A 21,252-nucleotide genomic window follows, 5' to 3' on the forward strand; every position below is an offset into this window, starting at 1 on the left:
AGCGGGAATCCCACTGACACACGGCAGACAACCAACCTCTAGCGCAATCGCTGATTAGCGACGCAGACCCAGGCGACCGATCAGAGCCTGATAACGACCCAGATCCTTGCCTTTCAGGTAGTCCAGCAGCTTACGGCGCTGGTTTACCATGCGGATCAGACCACGACGGGAGTGGTGATCTTTACCGTTGGCCTTGAAGTGACCTTGCAGCTTGTTGATGTTGTGAGTCAGCAGTGCAACTTGCACTTCTGGCGAACCAGTGTCACCAACAGCTTGCTGATAGTCAGCTACGATTTGTGCTTTTTCTTGAACGTCGAGAGCCATGAGGCAATCCTTTTTTCAGGAAACCACCCAAAGGGTGATCTCAACAGGCCAGGGACAAATCCCTGTATCTAAAAATGAGTGTTGACCGTGCCTGTTAACAGCCACACTCGTTCGGTCATTCTGACCGAATCAGTCGACGCGGCGCGATGCGCCCGTCTTCGCTCACTTCACCGATACCGATGAAGCGACCGTTATGATCCTGTACCCGCACCATACCGAACTTCGGAGCATCCGGGGCACGTACCGGTTGGCCGTTGAGCCAGTAGAACGCGCTGTGCTCCGAGAAGTGCAGCAATGGCCAATCCAGCAAACCGCTGTCCGATGGCATCAGGAAGCGATCAACTGCTTCATTGCCGCCTTCGGCATGTACTGCTTCCAACTCTTCCAGCGTGACCGTCTGGGCCAGACTGAAAGGACCGGCCTGGGTGCGTCGCAATTCTGCAACGTACGCGCCGCAACCGAGCTTTTCACCAATATCTTCCACCAGGGTACGGATATAGGTGCCTTTGCTGCAGTCCACGGCCAAGCGGGCAGTGTCGCCTTCATGGGCGAGCAATTCCAAGCGCGCAATAGTAACAGAACGCGGTTCGCGCTCCACTACTTCACCCGCACGTGCCAGCTTGTACAGAGGCTGGCCATCACGCTTGAGGGCCGAGTACATCGGCGGTATCTGACTGATTTGCCCACGAAAACCGGGTAAAGCAGCTTCAATATCAGCACGACCAACGGTCACGTCACGAACCTGCAGAACATCACCCTCGGCATCGGCCGTGGTGGTGGTCTTGCCCAGTTGCATCAGGGTTTCGTAACCCTTGTCGGAATCGAGCAGGTATTGCGAGAACTTGGTCGCTTCACCAAAGCACAACGGCAGCACGCCGGTGGCCAGGGGGTCGAGACTGCCGGTGTGCCCGGCCTTCTCGGCATTGAGCAGCCAGCGCACTTTCTGCAAGGCAGCATTGGAGGTAAAGCCAATGGGCTTGTCGAGCAGAATGATGCCGCTGACGTTGCGACGGATACGTTTGACCTGAGCCACCGCTTACTCCTTGGCGTCTTCAGGTGTGGACGGGTGCTGGCTGTCTTCAGCCACGGCGCGCTCGATCAGCGCCGACAGGTGCGCACCACGCACGACGCTTTCGTCGTAGTGGAAGTGCAACTGAGGCACGCTGCGCAGCTTCATTTCGCGGGCCAACTGCATGCGCAGGAAACCTGCAGCCGAGTTGAGCACCTTGATGCTTTGCGCGATTTCTTCGCTGCTGTCCTGGCCCATCACGGTGATGAAGATCTTCGCGTGACCTACGTCGCGGCTCACTTCAACGGCGGTGATGGTGACCAGGCCAACGCGTGGGTCTTTGACTTCGCGACGGATCAGTTGGGCCAGCTCGCGCTGCATCTGATCGCCGATACGCTGGGTACGGCTGTATTCTTTTGCCATGTCTTGTTACCTGTTACTGCCACACGGTGAAACCCGTGGGGTCTGAAAGCGGCAAACGCCCGGCCTGACAAAAGCCAGACCGGGCGTTGCGTTTAGAGTCCGTACGCTGCGCGGGGCATCTGCATGCCCACGCGCCGCGTGGCTCCGGAAGTGCGCGAGTTAGAGGCTGCGAGCAACCTGAACCTTCTCGTAGACTTCGATCTTGTCGCCAGCTTTGACGTCGTTGTAGCTCTTGACGCCGATACCGCATTCCATGCCGGCACGCACTTCGGAAGCGTCATCCTTGAAGCGGCGCAGGGATTCCAGCTCGCCTTCGAAGATAACGATGTCTTCACGCAGTACACGGATTGGACGGTTACGGTGCACAACACCTTCGATAACCATGCAACCGGCGATCGCGCCGAATTTCGGCGAGCGGAACACGTCACGCACCTCGGCAACACCCAGGATATTCTCCCGAACGTCGCTGCCAAGCATACCGGTAAGGGCTTTCTTGACGTCTTCGATGATGTCGTAGATGACGTTGTAGTAACGCATGTCCAGGCCTTCCTGCTCGACGATCTTGCGAGCGCCAGCATCTGCACGCACGTTGAAGCCGAACAGTACAGCGTTGGAAGCCAGTGCCAGGTTGGCGTCGGACTCGGTGATACCACCGACACCGCCACCGACAACGCGCACTTGCACTTCGTCGTTACCCAGGCCGTTCAAGGCGCCGTTCAACGCTTCGAGGGAACCACGGACGTCAGATTTGAGGACGATGTTAAGCGTCTTCTTCTCTGCCTGGCCCATGTTTTCGAAGATGTTTTCCAGCTTGCCGGCGTGAGCACGGGCCAGTTTGACTTCGCGGAACTTGCCTTGACGGAACAGAGCCACTTCACGGGCTTTCTTCTCGTCGGCTACTACGCTCATCTCGTCGCCAGCGTCCGGGGTACCGTCCAGGCCGAGAATCTCGACAGGGATGGAAGGACCGGCTTCCTTGATTGGCTTGCCGTTCTCGTCGAGCATGGCACGTACACGGCCGTAGTTCGAACCGACCAGCACCATGTCGCCTTGGCGCAGCGTACCGTCTTGAACCAGAACGGTTGCAACCGGGCCACGACCTTTGTCGAGACGCGATTCAACCACAACACCGCGACCCGGGGCCGATGGCGTTGCTTTCAGTTCGAGTACTTCAGCTTGCAGCAGGACCGCTTCGAGCAGCTCGTCTACACCGGTACCGACTTTTGCCGAGACCGAAACGAACGGCGTATCACCGCCCCACTCTTCGGACGTCACGCCGTGAACCGACAGCTCGCTACGGATGCGATCGAGATCGGCGCCCGGCTTGTCGATTTTGTTCACGGCAACAACCAGTGGAACACCAGCGGCCTTGGCGTGCTGGACAGCTTCAATGGTCTGCGGCATCACGCCGTCGTCCGCTGCAACCACCAGAATCACGATGTCAGTCGCCTTGGCACCACGGGCACGCATTGCGGTAAACGCGGCGTGACCAGGGGTGTCGAGGAAAGTGACCATGCCGCGTTCGGTTTCAACGTGGTATGCACCGATGTGCTGGGTGATACCGCCGGCTTCGCCAGCAGCTACCTTGGCACGACGGATGTAGTCGAGCAGCGAGGTCTTACCGTGGTCAACGTGGCCCATTACGGTCACAACTGGCGCACGGGAGAACGACTCACCTTCAAACTTCAGCGACTCGGCCAGGGAATCTTCCAGGGCGGTGTCGCTGACCAGGGTCACTTTGTGGCCCAGCTCTTCAGCAACCAGTTGGGCAGTTTCCTGGTCCAGTACCTGGTTGATGGTCGCTGGAGTACCCAGTTTGAACATGAACTTGATGATTTCAGCAGCCTTGACCGACATCTGATTGGCGAGATCGCCAACCGTGATGGTCTCGCCGATCTGCACATCACGCACGACAGGGCCGGTTGGGCTCTGGAAACCGTGGGCATTGCGCTTTTTCAGCTTGGCCTTGCCGCGACCACCACGACGGAAGCCATCGCTTTCTTCGTCGGTAGTACGTGGGGCAACGCGTGGAGCAGGCGCTTTCTCTTTGACCGAGGCACGATGTGGAGCGTTTTTACGCTCGCCATCGCCACCACCACCGCGACGATTGTTATCGTCGGCACGTGGCTTGTCCGGACGACGAGGCTCGTCGCGCTTGCGAGCGTCTGCTGCAGGAGCAGGTGCAGCGGCAACAGGAGCAGCCTCACGCACAGCTTCAACAGGCGCTACAGGAGCGGCGACCGCGTCAGTACCAGCAGGTTGCGCAGCAGCAGGCTGGCGGCGCGCTTCTTCTTCGGCGCGACGCTTGGCTTCTTCTTCAGCCTTCTGACGAGCAGCATTTTCTACTGCGCGACGTTCATCCAGTTCGCGTTTGCGCTCGGCTTCGATTTCTTCCGGGCTGCGCTGTACGAAGACTTTCTTCTTGCGTACTTCAACGCTGATGCTCTTGCTACCAGCAACACGCAGGGTGCTGGTGGTTTTGCGCTGCAATGTAATCTTGCGCGGTTCTTCCACTTTCGCCTTGTGGCTGCTCTTCAAGTGAGTCAGCAAAGACTGCTTCTCACTGTCGCTCACACCTTCATCGGCGGCGGTGTGCGGCAGACCTGCCTCACGCATCTGCTGCAACAGGCGCTCTACCGGTGTTTTGACCTCATCGGCCAGTTGTTTCACCGTGACTTGCGTCATGCACTTCTCTCCTCAGGCCGCGCCTAGTTACTCGAACCAATGGGCTCGGGCGGCCATGATCAACTTGCCGGCACGATCATCGTCAATGCCGTCGATGTCGAGCAGATCGTCAATAGACTGCTCGGCCAGGTCTTCGCGGGTAATTACGCCGCGCACCGCCAGTTCCATCGCCAAATCCTTGTCCATACCCTCAAGCGAGAGCAGGTCTTCGGCCGGATGGGCGTCTGCCAGCTTTTCCTCAGTAGCGATGGCTTTAGTCAACAAACGATCCTTGGCCCGAGCGCGAAGCTCGTTGACGGTGTCTTCGTCAAAGCCGTCGATGTTGAGCATTTCTTCCAACGGTACGTAGGCAATCTCTTCCAGGCTGGTGAAGCCTTCATCTACCAGCACCTGCGCCAGGTCTTCGTCGACTTCCAGCTCGTCGATGAAGTTGCGCAGGATGTCACCGGTTTCAGCTTGCTGCTTAGCCTGGATGTCCGATTCGGTCATCACGTTCAGGGTCCAGCCGGTCAGTTGGCTGGCCAGACGCACGTTCTGACCACCACGACCAATGGCCTGAGCCAGATTATCTGCGCCAACGGCGATGTCCATTGCATGGGCATCTTCGTCAACGATAATTGCCGCCACTTCAGCCGGCGACATGGCGTTAATTACGAACTGCGCCGGGTTATCGTCCCACAGGACGATGTCTACACGCTCACCGCCCAACTCGCCCGACACTGCCTGGACGCGCGAACCGCGCATACCAATGCAAGCGCCCTGCGGGTCGATGCGTTTGTCCTTGGAGCGGACCGCGATCTTGGCGCGCGAACCCGGGTCGCGGGACGCAGCCATTACTTCGATCAGGCCTTCGGCAATTTCCGGCACTTCGATACGGAACAGCTCGATCAGCATTTCCGGCGCGGTACGCGACAGGATCAACTGAGGGCCGCGGTTCTCGGTGCGGATTTCCTTGAGCAGCGCACGCAGACGCACGCCGACACGGAAGGTTTCGCGAGAGATGATGTCTTCGCGGGCCAGCAACGCTTCAGCGTTGTTGCCCAGGTCAACGATCACGTTGTCGCGGGTTACTTTTTTCACGGTACCGGAGATGATTTCACCCAGGCGCTCGCGATAAGCGTCAACGACTTGAGCGCGCTCAGCTTCGCGAACCTTCTGCACGATGACCTGCTTGGCGGTCTGTGCAGCAATACGGCCGAATTCGATCGACTCGATCTTTTCTTCGACGACATCACCGACCTTGGCGCCAGGATGCGTTTCAGCAACCTTGCTCGGCCAGGTTTCGATGGCCGGATCATCAAGATCGGCTTCTTCGACGACCGTCCAGCGACGGAAAGTCTCATAGGCACCGGTGTGGCGGTTGATTTCCACACGCAGATCAACTTCGTCTTCAAAACGCTTTTTGGTAGCAGTGGCCAGGGCCAGCTCCAGCGCTTCAAAAATCACGTTTGCCGGTACGCCCTTTTCATTGGATACCGACTCAACAACCAGCAGTACTTCTTTGCTCATCGTACGCCTCGCCTTTCGCAAGCCATTGGATCCGCGGGATCCGCGTCTCAGTCAAAACTGGGAATAATGTTGGCCTTGTCGATCATATCGATCGGCAACAGGAATTCATGGTCTTCTACCTGCACCACGACATCCTGTTCTTCTACACCGCGCAGAAGGCCCTGAAAGTTGCGTCGCCCTTCAAAGGGAGAACGCAGCTTGATCTTCACTTGTTCACCGGCAAATTTTGCAAACTGATCAATAGTGAACAGTGGGCGTTCCATGCCAGGCGAGGAAACTTCGAGGGTGTATTCAACGGAAATCGGATCTTCAACATCCAGGACACCGCTGATCTGACGGCTGACAATGGCACAATCGTCCACCAGCACGCCGCCCTCTTTATCGATATAAACGCGCAACATTGAGTGGCGACCTTGAGCCGAAAACTCAATACCCCAGCATTCATAGCCTAGGGCCACGACCACCGGGGCCAGCAAGGCCTGCAACTCTTCTAGCTTGCTCGACACCTGAACCCCCTCGTGCATGTATGTGCATGCTGTGCAAAATAAAAAAATGGGCGAAACGCCCATCCTTGAAACGCCGTCGAACAGCGGCGTTGAAAGTGTCCAGCTAACAAAAAGCCCCTTAAAAGGGGCTCCGCTAAAACTGGTTGCGGGGGCCGGATTTGAACCGACGACCTTCGGGTTATGAGCCCGACGAGCTACCAGACTGCTCCACCCCGCGACAAAGCTGGGGCGGAAGTATACGACCGATCCCTTACAGGGTCAATGTAACCTTCCACCTACAAGAAAGCCCGCAACAGCGGGCTCTCCTGATAATTGGTACCGAGAAGGGGACTCGAACCCCTACACCCTATGGGCACAACCACCTCAAGGTTGCGTGTCTACCAATTCCACCACCTCGGCAATACAGCGTTTACAACCCTTCTTACTTCTGCTCTTGAGCTGGAGGTACGTCAGTCGCTGGAGTAGCCGACTTTTGCTCTTGAAGCACCGGGACATCATCAGAAGCCGGTTTTGCTTTTGGTACTTCCAACACTGCTGGATTTGGGAGACCTACTTGAGTCAGCACATGAGCTTTCTCTTTAGCAAAGTAACCTAACCCCAAGCTGGTTATGAAGAAACCGGCGGCAAGTATAGCAGTAAACTTACTAAGAAAGGTAGAGGAACCTTGGCTTCCGAACACAGTATTTGAAGCACCTGCACCGAAAGACGCACCAGCATCCGCACCTTTACCCTGTTGCAACAAAACCAGGGCAACTACGCCCAGGGCAGCCAACAGATGAAAAACGACTACGACTGTTTCCAGCATTTTTTCAGTTTCCCGCGGCGCGACAGATCGCACCGAACTCATCTGCATTCAGGGAAGCTCCACCAATGAGCCCCCCATCGATATCCGGCATGCCGAACAGTTCGACCGCATTGGCCGCCTTCACGCTGCCGCCGTATAGAAGCCGCACACCTTGCGCGACTTCAGAATTCTCTGCCGCCAACTGAGCGCGGATGGCTGCGTGCACATCCTGCGCCTGTTGCGGTGTAGCAGTCAGCCCGGTGCCAATGGCCCAGACCGGCTCGTAAGCAATGACTGCCTTTGCAAACGCACCAACACCCAGCTCCTCGATGATGCTGCCCAACTGACGCGAGACAACTTCAAGAGTCTTGCCCGATTCACGCTGCTCCAGGGTCTCCCCTATACACAACACTGGAATCAAGCCACAAGCCTGTGCCGCTGCGAACTTGCGATTGAGCGTCCCATCACGCTCGCCCATCATCTGACGGCGCTCGGAGTGCCCGACAAGCACATAGGAACAACCCGCATCTACCAGCTGACTCGGCGAAATCTCGCCGGTCAACGCACCTTGCATGGGCTCCACCGCAGAGTTCTGCGCGCCGACCTGAATCGACTTACCTTTCAAGCCATCAACAACCTGGTTGATATGCAAGCAAGGCGGGAAAACCGCAACATCAACACCGCTAGGCAAGGCCAAGTGACGAAGGCCATTGATCAGCTCAGCGACACTGGCGCGGGTACCGTGCATCTTCCAGTTACCAGCTACCATAGTGCGACGCATGCTGTACCTCGTCGGTCAAAGTGGGCGCAGATGTTACCCAACCACATCATCACTGGCAAGCCGAATTCAGGCGCAAATTTCAGTTACCAGTTTTGCCAGGTCTTCGGCATGGCCACGAACCTGTGTTTCGTCTTCGCCTTCGACCATGACGCGCACCAGAGGCTCTGTGCCGGACTTGCGCAACAGCACCCGTCCACGCCCCGCCATTGCCAGGGTCACGCGCTCGCACGCGTCTTTGACAGCTGGGTGCTCAATCGGGTTTTCGCCACCGGCAAAACGCACATTGAGCAGAACCTGCGGACACTTACGCAGCGCCTGTCGCGCCTGAGCGAGACTCTCTTCACGGCGACGCAACGACAACAACACTTGCAGAGCAGCAATGATGGCATCGCCCGTAGTGGTGTGCTGGAAGCAGACAACATGCCCGGAGTTTTCACCCCCCACCTGCCAATTACGCTCCAGCAGCTCGGCGATCACATACCGGTCACCGACGTTGGCGCGTACGAACGGAATACCCAGCTCAGCCAGAGCGAGCTCAAGCCCAAGATTACTCATCAATGTGCCGACGACACCACCTTGCAGCTTGTTACGCTCATGCAGGTCGCGAGCAATGATAAACAGCAGGTCATCACCATCAACCACGGTACCGGTGTGATCCACCATCAACACACGGTCACCATCGCCATCAAAGGCGATGCCCAGGTCGGCATGCTCAGCCAGAACGGCCGCCTGCAGCTGCCCCATGTGGGTAGAGCCGCAATTATCATTGATGTTCAAGCCGTTCGGTTGCGCCGACAGCACCGTCACGTCCGCACCCAGCTCTTTGAATACACTTGGAGCCACCTTATAGGTTGCACCGTGGGCACAGTCGATAACGATCTTCAGCCCGGCAAAATTGGTACTGCTCGGCACGCTGCTTTTGCAAAATTCGATATAACGGCCCGATGCGTCGTTGATACGCGACACCTTGCCCAACTTGCTGGACTCAACCACCGTCATCGGTGCATCCAGTAGCTCTTCAATCATCAACTCGATCTCGTCCGGCAACTTGGTGCCCTGGCCCGAGAAGAATTTGATGCCATTGTCATCATGGGGATTGTGCGACGCACTGATCACGATACCGGCTTCAGCGTGAAAGGTACGCGTCAGGTAAGCGATCGCAGGCGTCGGCATTGGCCCCAACAGCATCACATCAGCACCGGCGGCGGATAAACCCGCCTCCAGCGCGGATTCGAACATATAACCCGAAATACGGGTGTCCTTGCCCACCAGAATCCGGCAAGCGCCCATGCTGCGGAACGCCATGCCTGCCGCCCAGCCCAGCTTGAGCATGAAGTCAGGAGTAATCGGGAATTCACCGACCCGACCGCGAATACCGTCGGTGCCAAAATATTTTTTAGTCATAAGTGCTCCGTCATTCTTATTCGGCTGATTCTACAGCGGCAATCATACGCACCACATCGACTGTCTCGGCGACATCATGCACGCGCAAAATTCGCGCGCCTTTGGTCATGGCAAGCGCAGCAAGCGCCAGACCGCCGTACAGCCGCTCGCCTACCGGGCGGTTCAAGGCCAGCCCTATCATGCTCTTGCGCGAAACACCGACCAACAAAGGCCGACCAAGGGCGTGCAGGGCTTCCATACGTTTAAAGAGGCTCAAATTGTGCTGAAGCGTCTTGGCGAAGCCAAATCCGGGATCAAGGATGATCTTATCGGCAGCGATTCCCACCTTGGCGCACTGAGCGATCCTTTCAGCAAGAAACCCACTCACTTCACTCACCAGGTCGTCGTAATGCGGGCTGTCCTGCATGTTGCCGGGCTCTCCCAGCATATGCATCAGGCACACCGGCAGGCCGGTTGCCGCCGCGGCATCCAGGGCTCCGTCTCGCTGTAGGGAGCGCACATCGTTGATCAGGCCCGCACCCAGGCGCGCCGTCTCACGCATTACTGCTGGCGTGGATGTATCAACCGAGATGATCACATCAAGCTCGCGGGCGATACGCTCAACTATCGGTGCAACGCGCTCCAGCTCCTCCAAGGGAGAAACAACACGCGCTCCGGGGCGGGTCGATTCGCCACCAACATCAATCAACGTTGCCCCCGCCAGCACCATAGCCTCGGCGTGACGCAACGCGGCGTCCTGCTGACTGAAACGGCCGCCGTCGGAAAAGGAATCAGGAGTTACATTAAGAATGCCCATGACGTGTGTATGGGCCAAATCAAGAACCCGGTTGCCGCAAGGCAACCGGGTGGAGGACGACGCAGAAGTCATTTCAAACCTTAGTGGTCAGCCGCAGGGCCACCGATCGGGGTTTCAGGGCGTTCGTTCTGAACCACTGGCGGGGTGCCAGAGGTGCCTGAACCGCCTTCCCAGTCGCGAGGCTCACGAGGCGTACGACCGGCCATAATGTCGTCGATCTGGTCGGCGTCAATGGTCTCGTACTTCATCAGCGCATCAGCCATTGCATCCAGCTTGTCGCGGTTGTCAGTCAGGATCTGCTTGGCAGTGCCGTAGCACTGGTCAATGATGCTGCGCACCTCGGAGTCGATCAGCTTGGCCGTCTCACCGGAGAAGCTGGCGCTTTGACCGCCGCCGCCACGCCCCAGGAACACTTCGCCATCTTCTTCGGCATACATCAATGGACCAAGTTTCTCCGACAAGCCCCACTTGGTCACCATGTTTCGCGCAATCTGGCTGGCGCGCATGATGTCGTTGGAGGCACCGGTGGTCACACCGTCAAAGCCCAAGGTCATTTCTTCAGCAATTCGGCCACCGTACAGCGAGCAGATCTGACTGATCAGCGCTCGCTTGGAGAGACTGTAACGATCCTCTTCCGGCAGGAACATGGTGACACCCAGCGCGCGACCACGAGGGATGATCGACACTTTGTAAACCGGGTCATGCTCAGGCACAACACGACCCACAATGGCGTGACCGGCTTCGTGATAAGCGGTGTTCTGCTTCTCTTTTTCAGACATGACCATGGATTTGCGCTCGGCGCCCATCATGATCTTGTCTTTTGCCAGCTCGAACTCTTTCATTTCAACGATGCGCTTACCGGTACGGGCAGCGAACAACGAAGCCTCGTTCACCAGGTTGGCAAGGTCTGCACCGGAGAAACCTGGTGTGCCACGAGCAATCACGGCAGGCGCCACATCGTCGCCCATCGGTACTTTGCGCATGTGCACTTTCAGAATCTGTTCGCGACCGCGGATATCCGGCAGGCCAACCACCACCTGACGGTCAAAACGACCTGGACGCAGCAGCGCAGGGTCCAATACGTCAGGGCGGTTAGTCGCAGCAATGACGATGATGCCGTCATTCATTTCGAAGCCGTCCATCTCCACCAGCAACTGGTTGAGGGTCTGCTCACGCTCATCGTGACCGCCGCCCATGCCAGCACCACGATGGCGACCAACAGCGTCGATTTCATCGATGAAGATGATGCACGGTGCGTGCTTCTTGGCCTGTTCGAACATATCGCGAACACGGCTGGCACCCACACCAACAAACATTTCGACGAAGTCAGAACCGGAAATGGTGAAGAACGGCACTTTGGCTTCGCCGGCAATCGCCTTGGCGAGCAAGGTTTTACCGGTACCCGGAGGACCAACCATCAACACGCCGCGTGGAATACGGCCACCCAGGCGTTGAAACTTGCCCGGATCGCGCAGGAACTCGACCAACTCACCAACTTCTTCCTTGGCTTCGTCGCAACCCGCAACGTCAGCCAGGGTGGTCTTCACCTGATCCTCGGAGAGCAGGCGCGCCTTGCTCTTGCCGAAGCTCATCGGCCCGCCCTTGCCTCCCGCACCGCCTTGCATCTGGCGCATGAAGAACATGAACACAGCAATAATTACCAGGATCGGGAAGCTGGCCACCAGGAGTTGAGTCCAGATGCTCTGCTGCTCAGGCTGCTTGCCTTCGACGACCACGTGGTTATCCACCAAATCGCCAATCAGACCGTTGTCCTGAATAGCGGGACGAATGGTCTTGAAGCTGTCGCCATCGTTGCGCTTGCCGGTGATCACATAGCCATCAACCGCTACGCGCTCGACCTTGCCATCCTTAACTTGCTGGATGAAGTCGGAATAGTTGAGGGTCTGCGGCTCGTTAGGGCTGGAGAAGTTGTTCATCACCGTCACCAGGACTGCCGCGATGATCAACCACAGGATCAGATTCTTTGCCATATCGTTCAATTAACTACCCTCTGAAGCAAGCTCCGCTACTGGCGCGCGCTTCGCATGATATTCACCGGCCTAACTTACTACATTACCTACAACTCTGGCAGGCGCCGTCTGTAACCCTTTGTGAAACTTTGACTACACAATATTCGTAAAGCTTCGTGACGAAAGCGATATAAAAAAACCTATCGCCTTCCTCGAATTCCTCAAAAACGCTCTTCACTCGCCGCACCTTCAACACCGCGGAAGCCGCGGCACAACAGGTATTGCTCTCGAGACCTGTCCCGAGAAGAGTCTGGCTTGCGCGTTTGCACCTTGTCGAACAACTTGCGAATGTTCTTGTGGTACTCGTCAAAACCTTCGCCCTGGAAGACTTTCACCAGAAAATCCCCACCCGGACGCAACACCCGACCCGCCAAATCCAGCGCCAGTTCACACAGGAACATTGCGCGCGGCATATCGACGGCCGGTAATCCACTCATATTGGGGGCCATGTCGGAAATCACAAGGTCTACCTGCGAATTTCCCACCGCCTCGAGGATCTCTGCGAGCACGGCGTCCTGGGTGAAGTCACCGTGAACAAAGGTCACATCCGGGATGCTGTCCATTTCCAGGATGTCGGAAGCAATCAAACGGCCCTGCCCACCAATCAGACGACTGGTCACCTGGGACCAACCACCAGGGGCCGCGCCAAGATCAATAACGCTCATGCCGGGGCGAATCAATTTGTCCTTGTCCTGGATCTCAAGGAGCTTGTAGCTGGCCCGCGAACGGTACCCGTCCTTTTGCGCCTTTTTGACGTAAGGATCGTTGAAATGCTCTTGCAGCCACTTAAGGCTAGTTTTGGAACGGGCCACGGGCCACCTCGAAAAATAAAACGGGTCGTGATTAACTGGGCGGTCCCGGACTCGCTCGGGTAAACTGGCCGCCGCTTTTTACAAGATCAGACGCAGGGGTCAGATTATGCCGCTCACTCAAGAGCAGAAGAAACAGTACAAATCCATTGGCCACCATCTGAAACCAGTTCTGATTGTGGCAGACAACGGTTTGACTGAAGGTGTGTTAGCCGAACTTGAACGCGCATTGGGCGATCACGAACTGATCAAGATCAAGGTCAACATCCTTGACCGCGAAGCGCGTTTGGCCGCCGTTGCAGAACTGTGCAAGGTCGGCAAAGCGGATCTGGTTCAGGTCATTGGCAAGATGGCGCTGCTGTATCGCAAGAACTTCAGCGTCAACAAGCAACTGTCGAACGTACACCGCTTCAAGTAATAAAAGGGTCACGGGCGTGCTTCGCGCGCCCCGCCACTCCATCCTGGCGCCGGTTGCAACACCAGCATCAAGCCGGAGAACCCTAGCACAAGATAGCTGAATAGCTGCCAGCGCAACGCTTCCGGCAGCCACGTATGCACCACGCAAAACATTGCGCATGCGTACAGCGCCATCAACAGCAGTTGGCCGCGAATATCCCGCCACAAACTCCCCAAGCCTTCGGCCTTGATCAGCACCAGCACCTGGAGCGTCACGCACGCCGCCGCAAAACCTACCAGCAGCGCGCTGAGCAATCCGTCGATTTCATCGATCAACAACGGCGCCAGGCCAATCAGGCCCAGCGTCGGCAGTAAACCAATGTGTAACAACCACACGCCGCCCACCCAAAGCATCTGGGCAAGCTGCCAAAGCATGGCGCCCGCACGAAGCGGGCGCCGTCTTTCAGATGTGACGAACTTCAACAATCTCGTACTCGATCACGCCACCAGGTGTTTTCACCGCCACCACATCACCCTCTTCCTTGGCAATCAAGGCGCGGGCAAGAGGCGAACCAACCGAGATTTTGCCGAGTTTGAAGTCAGCTTCGTCCTCGCCGACGATGTGATAAACAACGCGCTCATCCGTTTCGACGTTGGCGATTTCCACGGTGGTACCGAAAATCACTTTGCCAGTATGCGGGATGGTCGTGACGTCGATGATCACAGCGTTCTGCATACGGCCTTCGATGTCACGGATCCGCGCTTCGACCATACCCTGCTGCTCGCGAGCAGCATGATATTCAGCGTTTTCCTTCAAGTCACCCAGCTCGCGAGCCGTACCGATGTCCTGGCTCAGCTTCGGACGGACGACCTTGGTCAGATGGGCGTGTTCCTCTTCCAGGGCCTTGGCGCCCTGGACAGTCATTGGGTATTTGGTCATGCCTTCAATCCTGCGTGTAGATCCTGCAAGCGACGCACGGTCTTTTCCGGACCGAACTTGAGCGCTTCGCAGATGGCTTCGCCAGCAGCAATGGTAGTGGTGCAGTAAATCTTGTGCTGCAAGGCATTACGACGAATGGAGTAGGAGTCCGCGATCGACTGGCGACCTTCGGTGGTGTTGATGATCAGGGTGACTTCGTCATTCTTGATCATGTCGACCACGTGCGGACGGCCTTCCGTCACCTTGTTCACGCGACGCACTTTCAGGCCGGCAGCTTCGATCAGCTTGGCGGTCCCGGCGGTGGCCACGACTTCAAAGCCCAAGTTGATCAGATCACGGGCCACGCCTGCAACCAGCGGTTTGTCATCATCACGCACACTGATGAACGCGGTACCGCCGGTCGGCAGCACTTCGCTTGCACCCATCTGGGCTTTGGCGAACGCTTCACCGAAGGTGTCGCCCACACCCATCACTTCACCGGTGGACTTCATCTCTGGGCCCAGGATCGGGTCCACACCAGGGAATTTGGCGAAGGGGAACACCGCCTCTTTCACGCTGTAGAAGTTAGGAATGATTTCCTTGGTGAAGCCGATTTCCTTCAAGGTCTTACCGGCCATCACACGGGCAGCAATCATCGCCAGGGAAACACCGATGCACTTGGAAACAAATGGCACGGTACGCGAAGCACGCGGGTTGACTTCGATCACGTAGATGTCTTCGCCTTGCAGCGCCAACTGTACGTTCATCAGGCCGACCACGCCCAGTTCCAGAGCCATCTTCTTGACCTGCTCGCGCATCTCGTCCTGGATGTGCGCCGGCAGCGAGTATGGCGGCAGCGAGCATGCGGAGTCACCGGAGTGAACGCCCGCCTGTTCGATATGCTGCATGATCGCGCCAATCACTACGTCGGTGCCGTCGCAGACAGCATCCACATCCATCTCGATGGCGCAGTTGAGGAAGTGATCCAACAGCACTGGGCTGTCGTTGGACACTTTCACTGCATCACGCAGGTAACGCTTGAGTTCTTCTTCTTCGTAGACGATTTCCATCGCACGGCCGCCCAGCACGTAGGACGGACGCACCACCAGCGGGTAACCGATCTTGCTGGCTGCGCGGATGGCTTCGTCTTCGCTGCGCACGGTGGCGTTTGGCGGCTGACGCAGGTTCAAGCGCTCAACCATCTGCTGGAAGCGCTCACGGTCTTCGGCACGGTCGATGGCGTCAGGGCTGGTGCCGATGATCGGCACGCCGGCTGCTTCCAGAGCGCGAGCCAGTTTCAGCGGAGTTTGGCCACCGTACTGGACGATCACGCCTTTTGGCTTCTCGACCCGGCAGATTTCCAGCACGTCTTCCAGAGTTACCGGCTCGAAGTACAGACGGTCGGAAGTGTCGTAGTCAGTGGAAACGGTTTCCGGGTTGCAGTTGACCATGATGGTCTCGTACCCGTCTTCGCGCAGGGCGAGAGCGGCGTGTACGCAGCAGTAGTCGAACTCGATGCCCTGGCCGATACGGTTTGGACCGCCGCCCAGAATAATGATCTTGTCGCGGCCCGACGGCGCGGCTTCACACTCTTCCTCGTAGGTGGAGTACAGGTAAGCAGTGTCGGTGGCGAACTCGGCCGCGCAGGTGTCAACGCGCTTGTAGACCGGGAAGATATCCAGCTTGTGGCGATGCGTACGCAGGTTCTTCTCGGTCACACCCAGCAGCTTGGCCAGACGCTGATCGGAGAAACCTTTGCGCTTGAGGCGGAACATCAGGTCGCGGTCGATGGAGGACAGACCAAGGGTCTTGACCTTCTCTTCTTCCTTGATCAGATCTTCGATCTGCACCAGGAACCACGGGTCGATCATGTTCATGCCGAAGATTTGTTCGACAGTCATGCCGGCGCGGAAAGCATCGGCCACGTACCAGATGCGCTCGGCACCCGGCACGGTCAGCTCGCGCTTGAGCACGCTCATGCTTTCCGGGTTGCTCAGGTCGAGCTTCTCGTCCAGACCGCAAACACCCACTTCCAGGCCACGCAGGGCTTTCTGCAGGGACTCCTGGAAGGTCCGGCCGATGGCCATGACTTCACCGACGGATTTCATCTGGGTGGTCAGGCGAGCGTCAGCCTTGGCGAATTTCTCGAAGGCAAACCGTGGCAGCTTGGTCACGACGTAGTCGATGGACGGCTCGAAAGATGCCGGCGTAGCGCCGCCAGTGATTTCGTTTTGCAATTCGTCCAGGGTGTAACCGATCGCCAGCTTGGCAGCGATGCGCGCAATCGGGAAGCCGGTGGCTTTCGATGCCAGCGCCGAAGAACGCGATACACGCGGGTTCATCTCGATCACGACCATACGGCCGGTGTCCGGGCAGATGCCGAACTGAACGTTGGAACCGCCGGTTTCCACGCCGATCTCACGCAGTACCGCCAACGAGGCGTTACGCATGATCTGGTATTCCTTGTCCGTCAGGGTCTGCGCAGGAGCAACGGTGATCGAGTCGCCGGTGTGCACGCCCATCGGGTCGAAGTTTTCGATCGAGCAGACGATGATGCAGTTGTCCTTTTTGTCGCGGACAACCTCCATCTCGTACTCTTTCCAGCCGATCAGGGATTCGTCGATCAGCAGCTCTTTGGTCGGCGACAGGTCCAGACCACGGGCGCAGATTTCTTCGAACTCTTCACGGTTGTAGGCAATACCGCCACCCGTGCCGCCCATGGTGAAGGACGGACGGATGATGCACGGGAAGCCGAGCTTCTCGAGGACCGCATTGGCCTCTTCCATGCTGTGGGCGATACCGGAACGCGGGCAATCCAGGCCGATGGACTTCATGGCCTTGTCGAAACGCGAGCGGTCTTCAGCCTTGTCGATGGTGTCGGCATTGGCGCCGATCATCTCTACGCCGAATTTTTCCAGGACGCCTTCGCGCTCCAGGTCCAGGGCGCAGTTCAGTGCGGTCTGGCCGCCCATGGTTGGCAGCAGCGCGTCCGGACGCTCTTTCTCGATGATCTTGGCAACGGTCTGCCATTTGATCGGCTCGATGTAGGTGGCGTCGGCCATATCCGGGTCGGTCATGATGGTGGCCGGGTTGGAGTTCACCAGGATGACGCGGTAACCCTCTTCGCGCAGGGCTTTGCAGGCCTGGGCGCCGGAGTAGTCGAATTCGCAGGCCTGGCCGATCACGATCGGGCCAGCGCCGAGAATCAGGATGCTTTTTATGTCTGTACGTTTTGGCATGGGTTTGTCACTCAAATCCGCAGGTCAGTCGGCAAGCCGTCTTGAACACTCTTTGAAGAGCCTGCGGGGGCCACCGAGATTCGGGGCCGCCCGCAAGCCGCTCAGTCAGCGTCGCTTGGCCATCTCATTGATGAAACGGTCGAACAGCGGCGCTACGTCGTTCGGGCCCGGGCTTGCTTCAGGGTGGCCCTGGAAGCTGAACGCGCTCTTGTCAGTGCGCTCGATGCCTTGAAGGGAACCGTCGAACAGCGACTTGTGAATCGCGCGCACGTTAGCCGGCAAAGTCGCTTCATCCACCGCAAAACCGTGGTTCTGACTGGTGATCATCACAACGCCAGTGTCCAGGTCCTGCACAGGGTGGTTGGCGCCGTGGTGGCCGTGACCCATTTTCAGAGTCTTGGCGCCGGAGGCCAGGGCCAGCAGTTGGTGACCGAGGCAGATACCGAATACCGGAATCTCGGTTTCCAGCACTTCCTTGATCGCCTTGATGGCGTAGTCGCAAGGCTCGGGATCACCCGGGCCGTTGGACAGGAACACACCGTCCGGCTGCAGGGCCAGCACGTCGCTGGCCGGGGTTTGCGCCGGCACTACGGTCACGCGGCAACCGCGCTCTACCAGCATGCGCAGGATGTTGTACTTGATCCCGTAGTCGTAGGCGACCACATGGTATTGCAGGTCAGCTGCAGCGATGGTCTCGTGGCTGTCGGTCTTCAAATCCCAGACAGTGGAGCGCCACTCGTACTGCTCTTTGGTGCTGACAACTTTCGCCAGGTCCATGCCTTTCAGACCGGGGAAGCCTTGCGCTGCGGCGATCGCCGCTTCTTCGGAAATATTGTCACCCGCCATGATGCAGCCATTCTGCGAGCCTTTTTCACGCAGGATGCGTGTCAGGCGGCGCGTGTCGATACCGGCGATTGCCACCACATTGTTGGCTTTCAGGTAATCGGACAGCGACATCGTGTTACGCCAGTTGCTCGCAACCAGTGGCAGGTCACGAATGACCAGGCCAGCCGACCACACACGATCAGACTCGACGTCTTCCGGTGTAGTACCGGTGTTGCCGATGTGCGGATAGGTCAGGGTAACGATCTGTTGGGCGTAGGAAGGATCGGTAAGGATTTCCTGATAGCCGGTCATGGCAGTGTTAAACACTACCTCTCCAACGGTCTGACCGTCGGCTCCAATGGCTTCGCCGCGAAAAATGCTGCCATCAGCAAGGGCGAGTATGGCTGGCTTAGTCAAGAAGACCTCCCGTAAATAAAGCCTGAAAGGGCGATCGCAGGTTGTAAAAAAGCGGAGTGACGTATGGACACGTCACCCCGCTTCTTCACTGAATTATTCTGCGCGCTTTTAGTGGACACACTAAAGCTGTAGCTTACAGAAAAAGGCTTTTTTGGTCCACCGCTAATGAGCCTTAAAGGCAGGGGAATGCGACAGGAAGTCGCTTAGCTGGTAAAAACGGGGGTTCAGGATAATCCTGAGGCCCCGTTTTAGCTACTGATTAGTGCAGATCCAGCACATCACGCATGTCGTACAGCCCCGCCTCACGACCTTCCAACCAGAGGGCGGCACGTACCGCCCCCTTGGCGAATGTCATGCGACTTGAGGCTTTGTGCGTGATCTCCAGGCGCTCGCCTTCGGAGGCGAACAGCACGGTGTGATCACCCACCACATCGCCACCGCGCACAGTGGCGAAACCGATGGTGTCACGTGCACGCGCCCCGGTATGACCTTCACGGCCATACACCGCGACTTTCGACAGATCACGCCCCAGCGCATCGGCGATCGCTTCACCCATGCGCAGTGCGGTACCCGACGGCGCGTCGATCTTGTGGCGATGATGGGTCTCGATGATCTCGATATCCGCCTCATCACCCAGCACACGAGCAGCCAGGTCCAGCAACTTGAGCGACAGGTTCACGCCCACACTGAAATTGGCAGCGAAGACGATCGGAATAACCTTACCCGCCTCCACCAGCAACTGCTTCTGCTCAGCACTCAAGCCCGTGGTACCGATCACCATGGCTTTGCCCGCCTTGCGGCAGAACGCCAGGTTTTTCAGCATCACCTCCGGCAGGGTGAAATCGATCAGCACGTCGAACTCGTCGGCCACCTGCTCCAGGTTGCCCGACAACGAAACGCCGATGCGCCCCAGCGAGGCCAGCTCACCCGCATCCGCACCGATCAACGTGCTGCCCGGGCGAACAATCGCCGCCGTCAGCCCAGAGGCCGGCGAGCGCTGCTGCACCGCTTCGACCAGCGTCTTGCCCATGCGCCCGGCAGCGCCCATTACGGCTATACGTCGCATACTCACTTCCTTACAGGTCGCCGAAGAAGCGCTTCACGCCATCGAAAAAGCCGGTAGTTTTCGGCGAATGGGAGTCATCACCTTCCAACGAACTGCGGAACTCTTCCAGCAGCTCGCGCTGACGACGCCCGAGGTTGACCGGTGTTTCCACGGCTACGCGACACATCAGGTCGCCAGCACCGCCACCGCGCACCGGCGCAACGCCTTTGCCACGAATACGGAACTGCTTGCCGGTCTGCGTGCCTTCAGGAATCTTGAGCTTGACCCGACCATCGAGCGTCGGAATCTCCAACTCGCCACCCAGGGCCGCATCGACAAAGCTGATTGGCACTTCACAGAACAGGTGTTTGCCATCGCGCTGGAAGATCGAGTGCTCGCGCACATTGATCACCACATACAGGTCGCCGGTAGGGCCGCCCTGAGTACCCGCCTCACCCTCGCCCGACAGGCGAATGCGATCACCGGTATCGACACCCGCCGGCACTTTCACCGAGAGGGTCTTGTACTCTTCAACGCGGCCTTCGCCGTGGCAGGAGTCGCAAGGATCGGAAATGATCTTGCCTTGGCCATGGCAACGCGGGCAGGTCTGCTGCACCGAGAAGAAGCCCTGCTGCATACGGACCTGGCCAATACCGCCGCAGGTTGGGCACGTGATCGGCGAGGAGCCTTTCTTCGCGCCCGAGCCATCGCACGGCTTGCAATTGACCAGCGTCGGCACACGGATATTGACGCTGGTGCCGCGCACGGCTTCTTCCAGGTTCAGCTCCAGGGTGTAGCGCAAATCGCTGCCACGCTGAGCGCCGCCACGCTGGCCGCCACGGCCTCCGCCGAAGAAGTCACTGAATACGTCGCCGAAGATATCGGAGAAGTTCTGACCACCAAAACCAGCACCACCGCCACCCATGCTTGGGTCAACACCTGCGTGACCATACTGGTCGTAGGCCGCACGCTTGTTGGGATCAGACAGGCACTCGTAGGCCTCATTGGCCTCTTTGAACAGCTCTTCGGATTCTTTGCTATCCGGATTACGGTCCGGGTGGTGCTTCATCGCCAGGCGACGGTAAGCCTTTTTCAGGTCTGCCTCGCTGGAGCCGCGCTCCACACCCAATACTTCGTAATAGTCACGCTTTGCCATAAGTCTTTACACTCTTAAGGACGTTCAGCCAGACCCTCCTGAGCCTCGCCAAACTCGTTGAGCCCCAATACCGGCCCGGACCCAACTCACGTCAATTCAACGATCCTGGTCATAACTGCTTTTAGCCAGAGACCCGGCCAAAAACGCGGTGACTGTCGCCAGGAAGCAGGAGCATTCCCGATCACACCGCCAGCA

The 21,252-nt window shown here is 57.9% G+C and carries 19 protein-coding genes and 2 tRNA genes; 1 reads left to right on the forward strand and 20 read right to left on the reverse strand.

What is annotated here, in order from left to right; all coding sequences use genetic code 11:
* Positions 1–54: 54 nt before the first annotated feature.
* The 14 genes from rpsO to rlmE form a co-directional block, all read right to left on the reverse strand.
* A complete protein-coding gene (gene rpsO / locus AACW30_RS27255) occupies positions 55–324 on the reverse strand; it encodes a 30S ribosomal protein S15 (RefSeq protein WP_003176135.1) in 270 nt (89 codons plus the stop codon).
* Positions 325–439: 115 nt separating this feature from the next.
* A complete protein-coding gene (gene truB, locus AACW30_RS27260) occupies positions 440–1,357 on the reverse strand; it encodes a tRNA pseudouridine(55) synthase TruB (protein ID WP_106579253.1) in 918 nt (305 codons plus the stop codon).
* A 3-nt stretch (positions 1,358–1,360) separates the two neighbouring features.
* Positions 1,361–1,756 (reverse strand): 30S ribosome-binding factor RbfA, encoded by a 396-nt coding sequence (rbfA, locus tag AACW30_RS27265; RefSeq protein ID WP_016973761.1) that lies wholly within the window; start codon positions 1,754–1,756, stop codon positions 1,361–1,363.
* 159 nt (positions 1,757–1,915) lie between these two features.
* The gene (gene infB, locus AACW30_RS27270; RefSeq protein ID WP_106579254.1) at positions 1,916–4,441 is read right to left on the reverse strand and encodes a translation initiation factor IF-2; all 2,526 of its coding nucleotides are present in this window, start codon (positions 4,439–4,441) and stop codon (positions 1,916–1,918) included.
* Between the two features lie 27 nt (positions 4,442–4,468).
* Positions 4,469–5,950 carry a transcription termination factor NusA gene (gene nusA, locus AACW30_RS27275; RefSeq protein ID WP_008057419.1) on the reverse strand — a complete coding sequence of 494 codons (1,482 nt, stop codon included), beginning with the start codon at positions 5,948–5,950 and terminating at the stop codon, positions 4,469–4,471.
* A gap of 47 nt (positions 5,951–5,997) precedes the next feature.
* Positions 5,998–6,456: a ribosome maturation factor RimP gene (gene rimP, locus AACW30_RS27280; protein WP_003235029.1), complete on the reverse strand. Its 459-nt coding sequence runs from the start codon at positions 6,454–6,456 to the stop codon at positions 5,998–6,000.
* Positions 6,457–6,596: 140 nt separating this feature from the next.
* Positions 6,597–6,673: transfer RNA gene (locus AACW30_RS27285), tRNA-Met, on the reverse strand.
* A 96-nt stretch (positions 6,674–6,769) separates the two neighbouring features.
* Positions 6,770–6,855, reverse strand: a tRNA-Leu gene (locus AACW30_RS27290).
* A gap of 22 nt (positions 6,856–6,877) precedes the next feature.
* Positions 6,878–7,261, reverse strand: a complete 384-nt coding sequence (secG, locus tag AACW30_RS27295) for a preprotein translocase subunit SecG (protein WP_010206600.1) — start codon at positions 7,259–7,261, stop codon at positions 6,878–6,880.
* A gap of 4 nt (positions 7,262–7,265) precedes the next feature.
* A complete protein-coding gene (gene tpiA, locus AACW30_RS27300) occupies positions 7,266–8,021 on the reverse strand; it encodes a triose-phosphate isomerase (RefSeq protein ID WP_003194193.1) in 756 nt (251 codons plus the stop codon).
* A 66-nt stretch (positions 8,022–8,087) separates the two neighbouring features.
* Positions 8,088–9,425 (reverse strand): phosphoglucosamine mutase, encoded by a 1,338-nt coding sequence (gene glmM, locus AACW30_RS27305; RefSeq protein ID WP_106579255.1) that lies wholly within the window; start codon positions 9,423–9,425, stop codon positions 8,088–8,090.
* A gap of 16 nt (positions 9,426–9,441) precedes the next feature.
* Complete coding sequence (folP, locus tag AACW30_RS27310) at positions 9,442–10,293, reverse strand: dihydropteroate synthase (protein WP_200623884.1); 852 nt, start codon at positions 10,291–10,293, stop codon at positions 9,442–9,444.
* 8 nt (positions 10,294–10,301) lie between these two features.
* Positions 10,302–12,212: an ATP-dependent zinc metalloprotease FtsH gene (gene ftsH / locus AACW30_RS27315; RefSeq protein WP_106579257.1), complete on the reverse strand. Its 1,911-nt coding sequence runs from the start codon at positions 12,210–12,212 to the stop codon at positions 10,302–10,304.
* Between the two features lie 200 nt (positions 12,213–12,412).
* Positions 12,413–13,063 (reverse strand): 23S rRNA (uridine(2552)-2'-O)-methyltransferase RlmE, encoded by a 651-nt coding sequence (rlmE, locus tag AACW30_RS27320; RefSeq protein WP_034117848.1) that lies wholly within the window; start codon positions 13,061–13,063, stop codon positions 12,413–12,415.
* A gap of 106 nt (positions 13,064–13,169) precedes the next feature.
* Here rlmE and AACW30_RS27325 point away from each other — a divergent pair, with 106 nt between their 5' ends.
* A complete protein-coding gene (locus AACW30_RS27325) occupies positions 13,170–13,478 on the forward strand; it encodes a YhbY family RNA-binding protein (RefSeq protein ID WP_106579258.1) in 309 nt (102 codons plus the stop codon).
* Positions 13,479–13,486: 8 nt separating this feature from the next.
* Here the strand turns inward: AACW30_RS27325 and AACW30_RS27330 are convergent, their stop codons facing one another.
* The 6 genes from AACW30_RS27330 to dnaJ all read right to left on the reverse strand — a co-directional run bounded on the left by AACW30_RS27330 (position 13,487) and on the right by dnaJ (position 21,057).
* Positions 13,487–13,891: an MFS transporter gene (locus tag AACW30_RS27330; RefSeq protein ID WP_200623885.1), complete on the reverse strand. Its 405-nt coding sequence runs from the start codon at positions 13,889–13,891 to the stop codon at positions 13,487–13,489.
* A 28-nt stretch (positions 13,892–13,919) separates the two neighbouring features.
* Positions 13,920–14,396 carry a transcription elongation factor GreA gene (greA, locus tag AACW30_RS27335; protein ID WP_083356716.1) on the reverse strand — a complete coding sequence of 159 codons (477 nt, stop codon included), beginning with the start codon at positions 14,394–14,396 and terminating at the stop codon, positions 13,920–13,922.
* On the reverse strand, positions 14,393–17,614 hold the full coding sequence (gene carB, locus AACW30_RS27340; RefSeq protein ID WP_106579260.1) for a carbamoyl-phosphate synthase large subunit: 3,222 nt from the start codon (positions 17,612–17,614) through the stop codon (positions 14,393–14,395). Before carB ends, greA begins: the two co-directional genes overlap by 4 nt.
* A 105-nt stretch (positions 17,615–17,719) precedes the next feature.
* The gene (gene carA / locus AACW30_RS27345; protein ID WP_124418491.1) at positions 17,720–18,856 is read right to left on the reverse strand and encodes a glutamine-hydrolyzing carbamoyl-phosphate synthase small subunit; all 1,137 of its coding nucleotides are present in this window, start codon (positions 18,854–18,856) and stop codon (positions 17,720–17,722) included.
* 259 nt (positions 18,857–19,115) lie between these two features.
* The gene (dapB, locus tag AACW30_RS27350; RefSeq protein WP_106579262.1) at positions 19,116–19,922 is read right to left on the reverse strand and encodes a 4-hydroxy-tetrahydrodipicolinate reductase; all 807 of its coding nucleotides are present in this window, start codon (positions 19,920–19,922) and stop codon (positions 19,116–19,118) included.
* 10 nt (positions 19,923–19,932) lie between these two features.
* Positions 19,933–21,057, reverse strand: a complete 1,125-nt coding sequence (dnaJ, locus tag AACW30_RS27355; RefSeq protein ID WP_119741042.1) for a molecular chaperone DnaJ — start codon at positions 21,055–21,057, stop codon at positions 19,933–19,935.
* Positions 21,058–21,252 lie beyond the last annotated feature (195 nt).

This window comes from Pseudomonas sp. MF6747 (assembly GCF_963890955.1).
Classification (GTDB): domain Bacteria; phylum Pseudomonadota; class Gammaproteobacteria; order Pseudomonadales; family Pseudomonadaceae; genus Aquipseudomonas.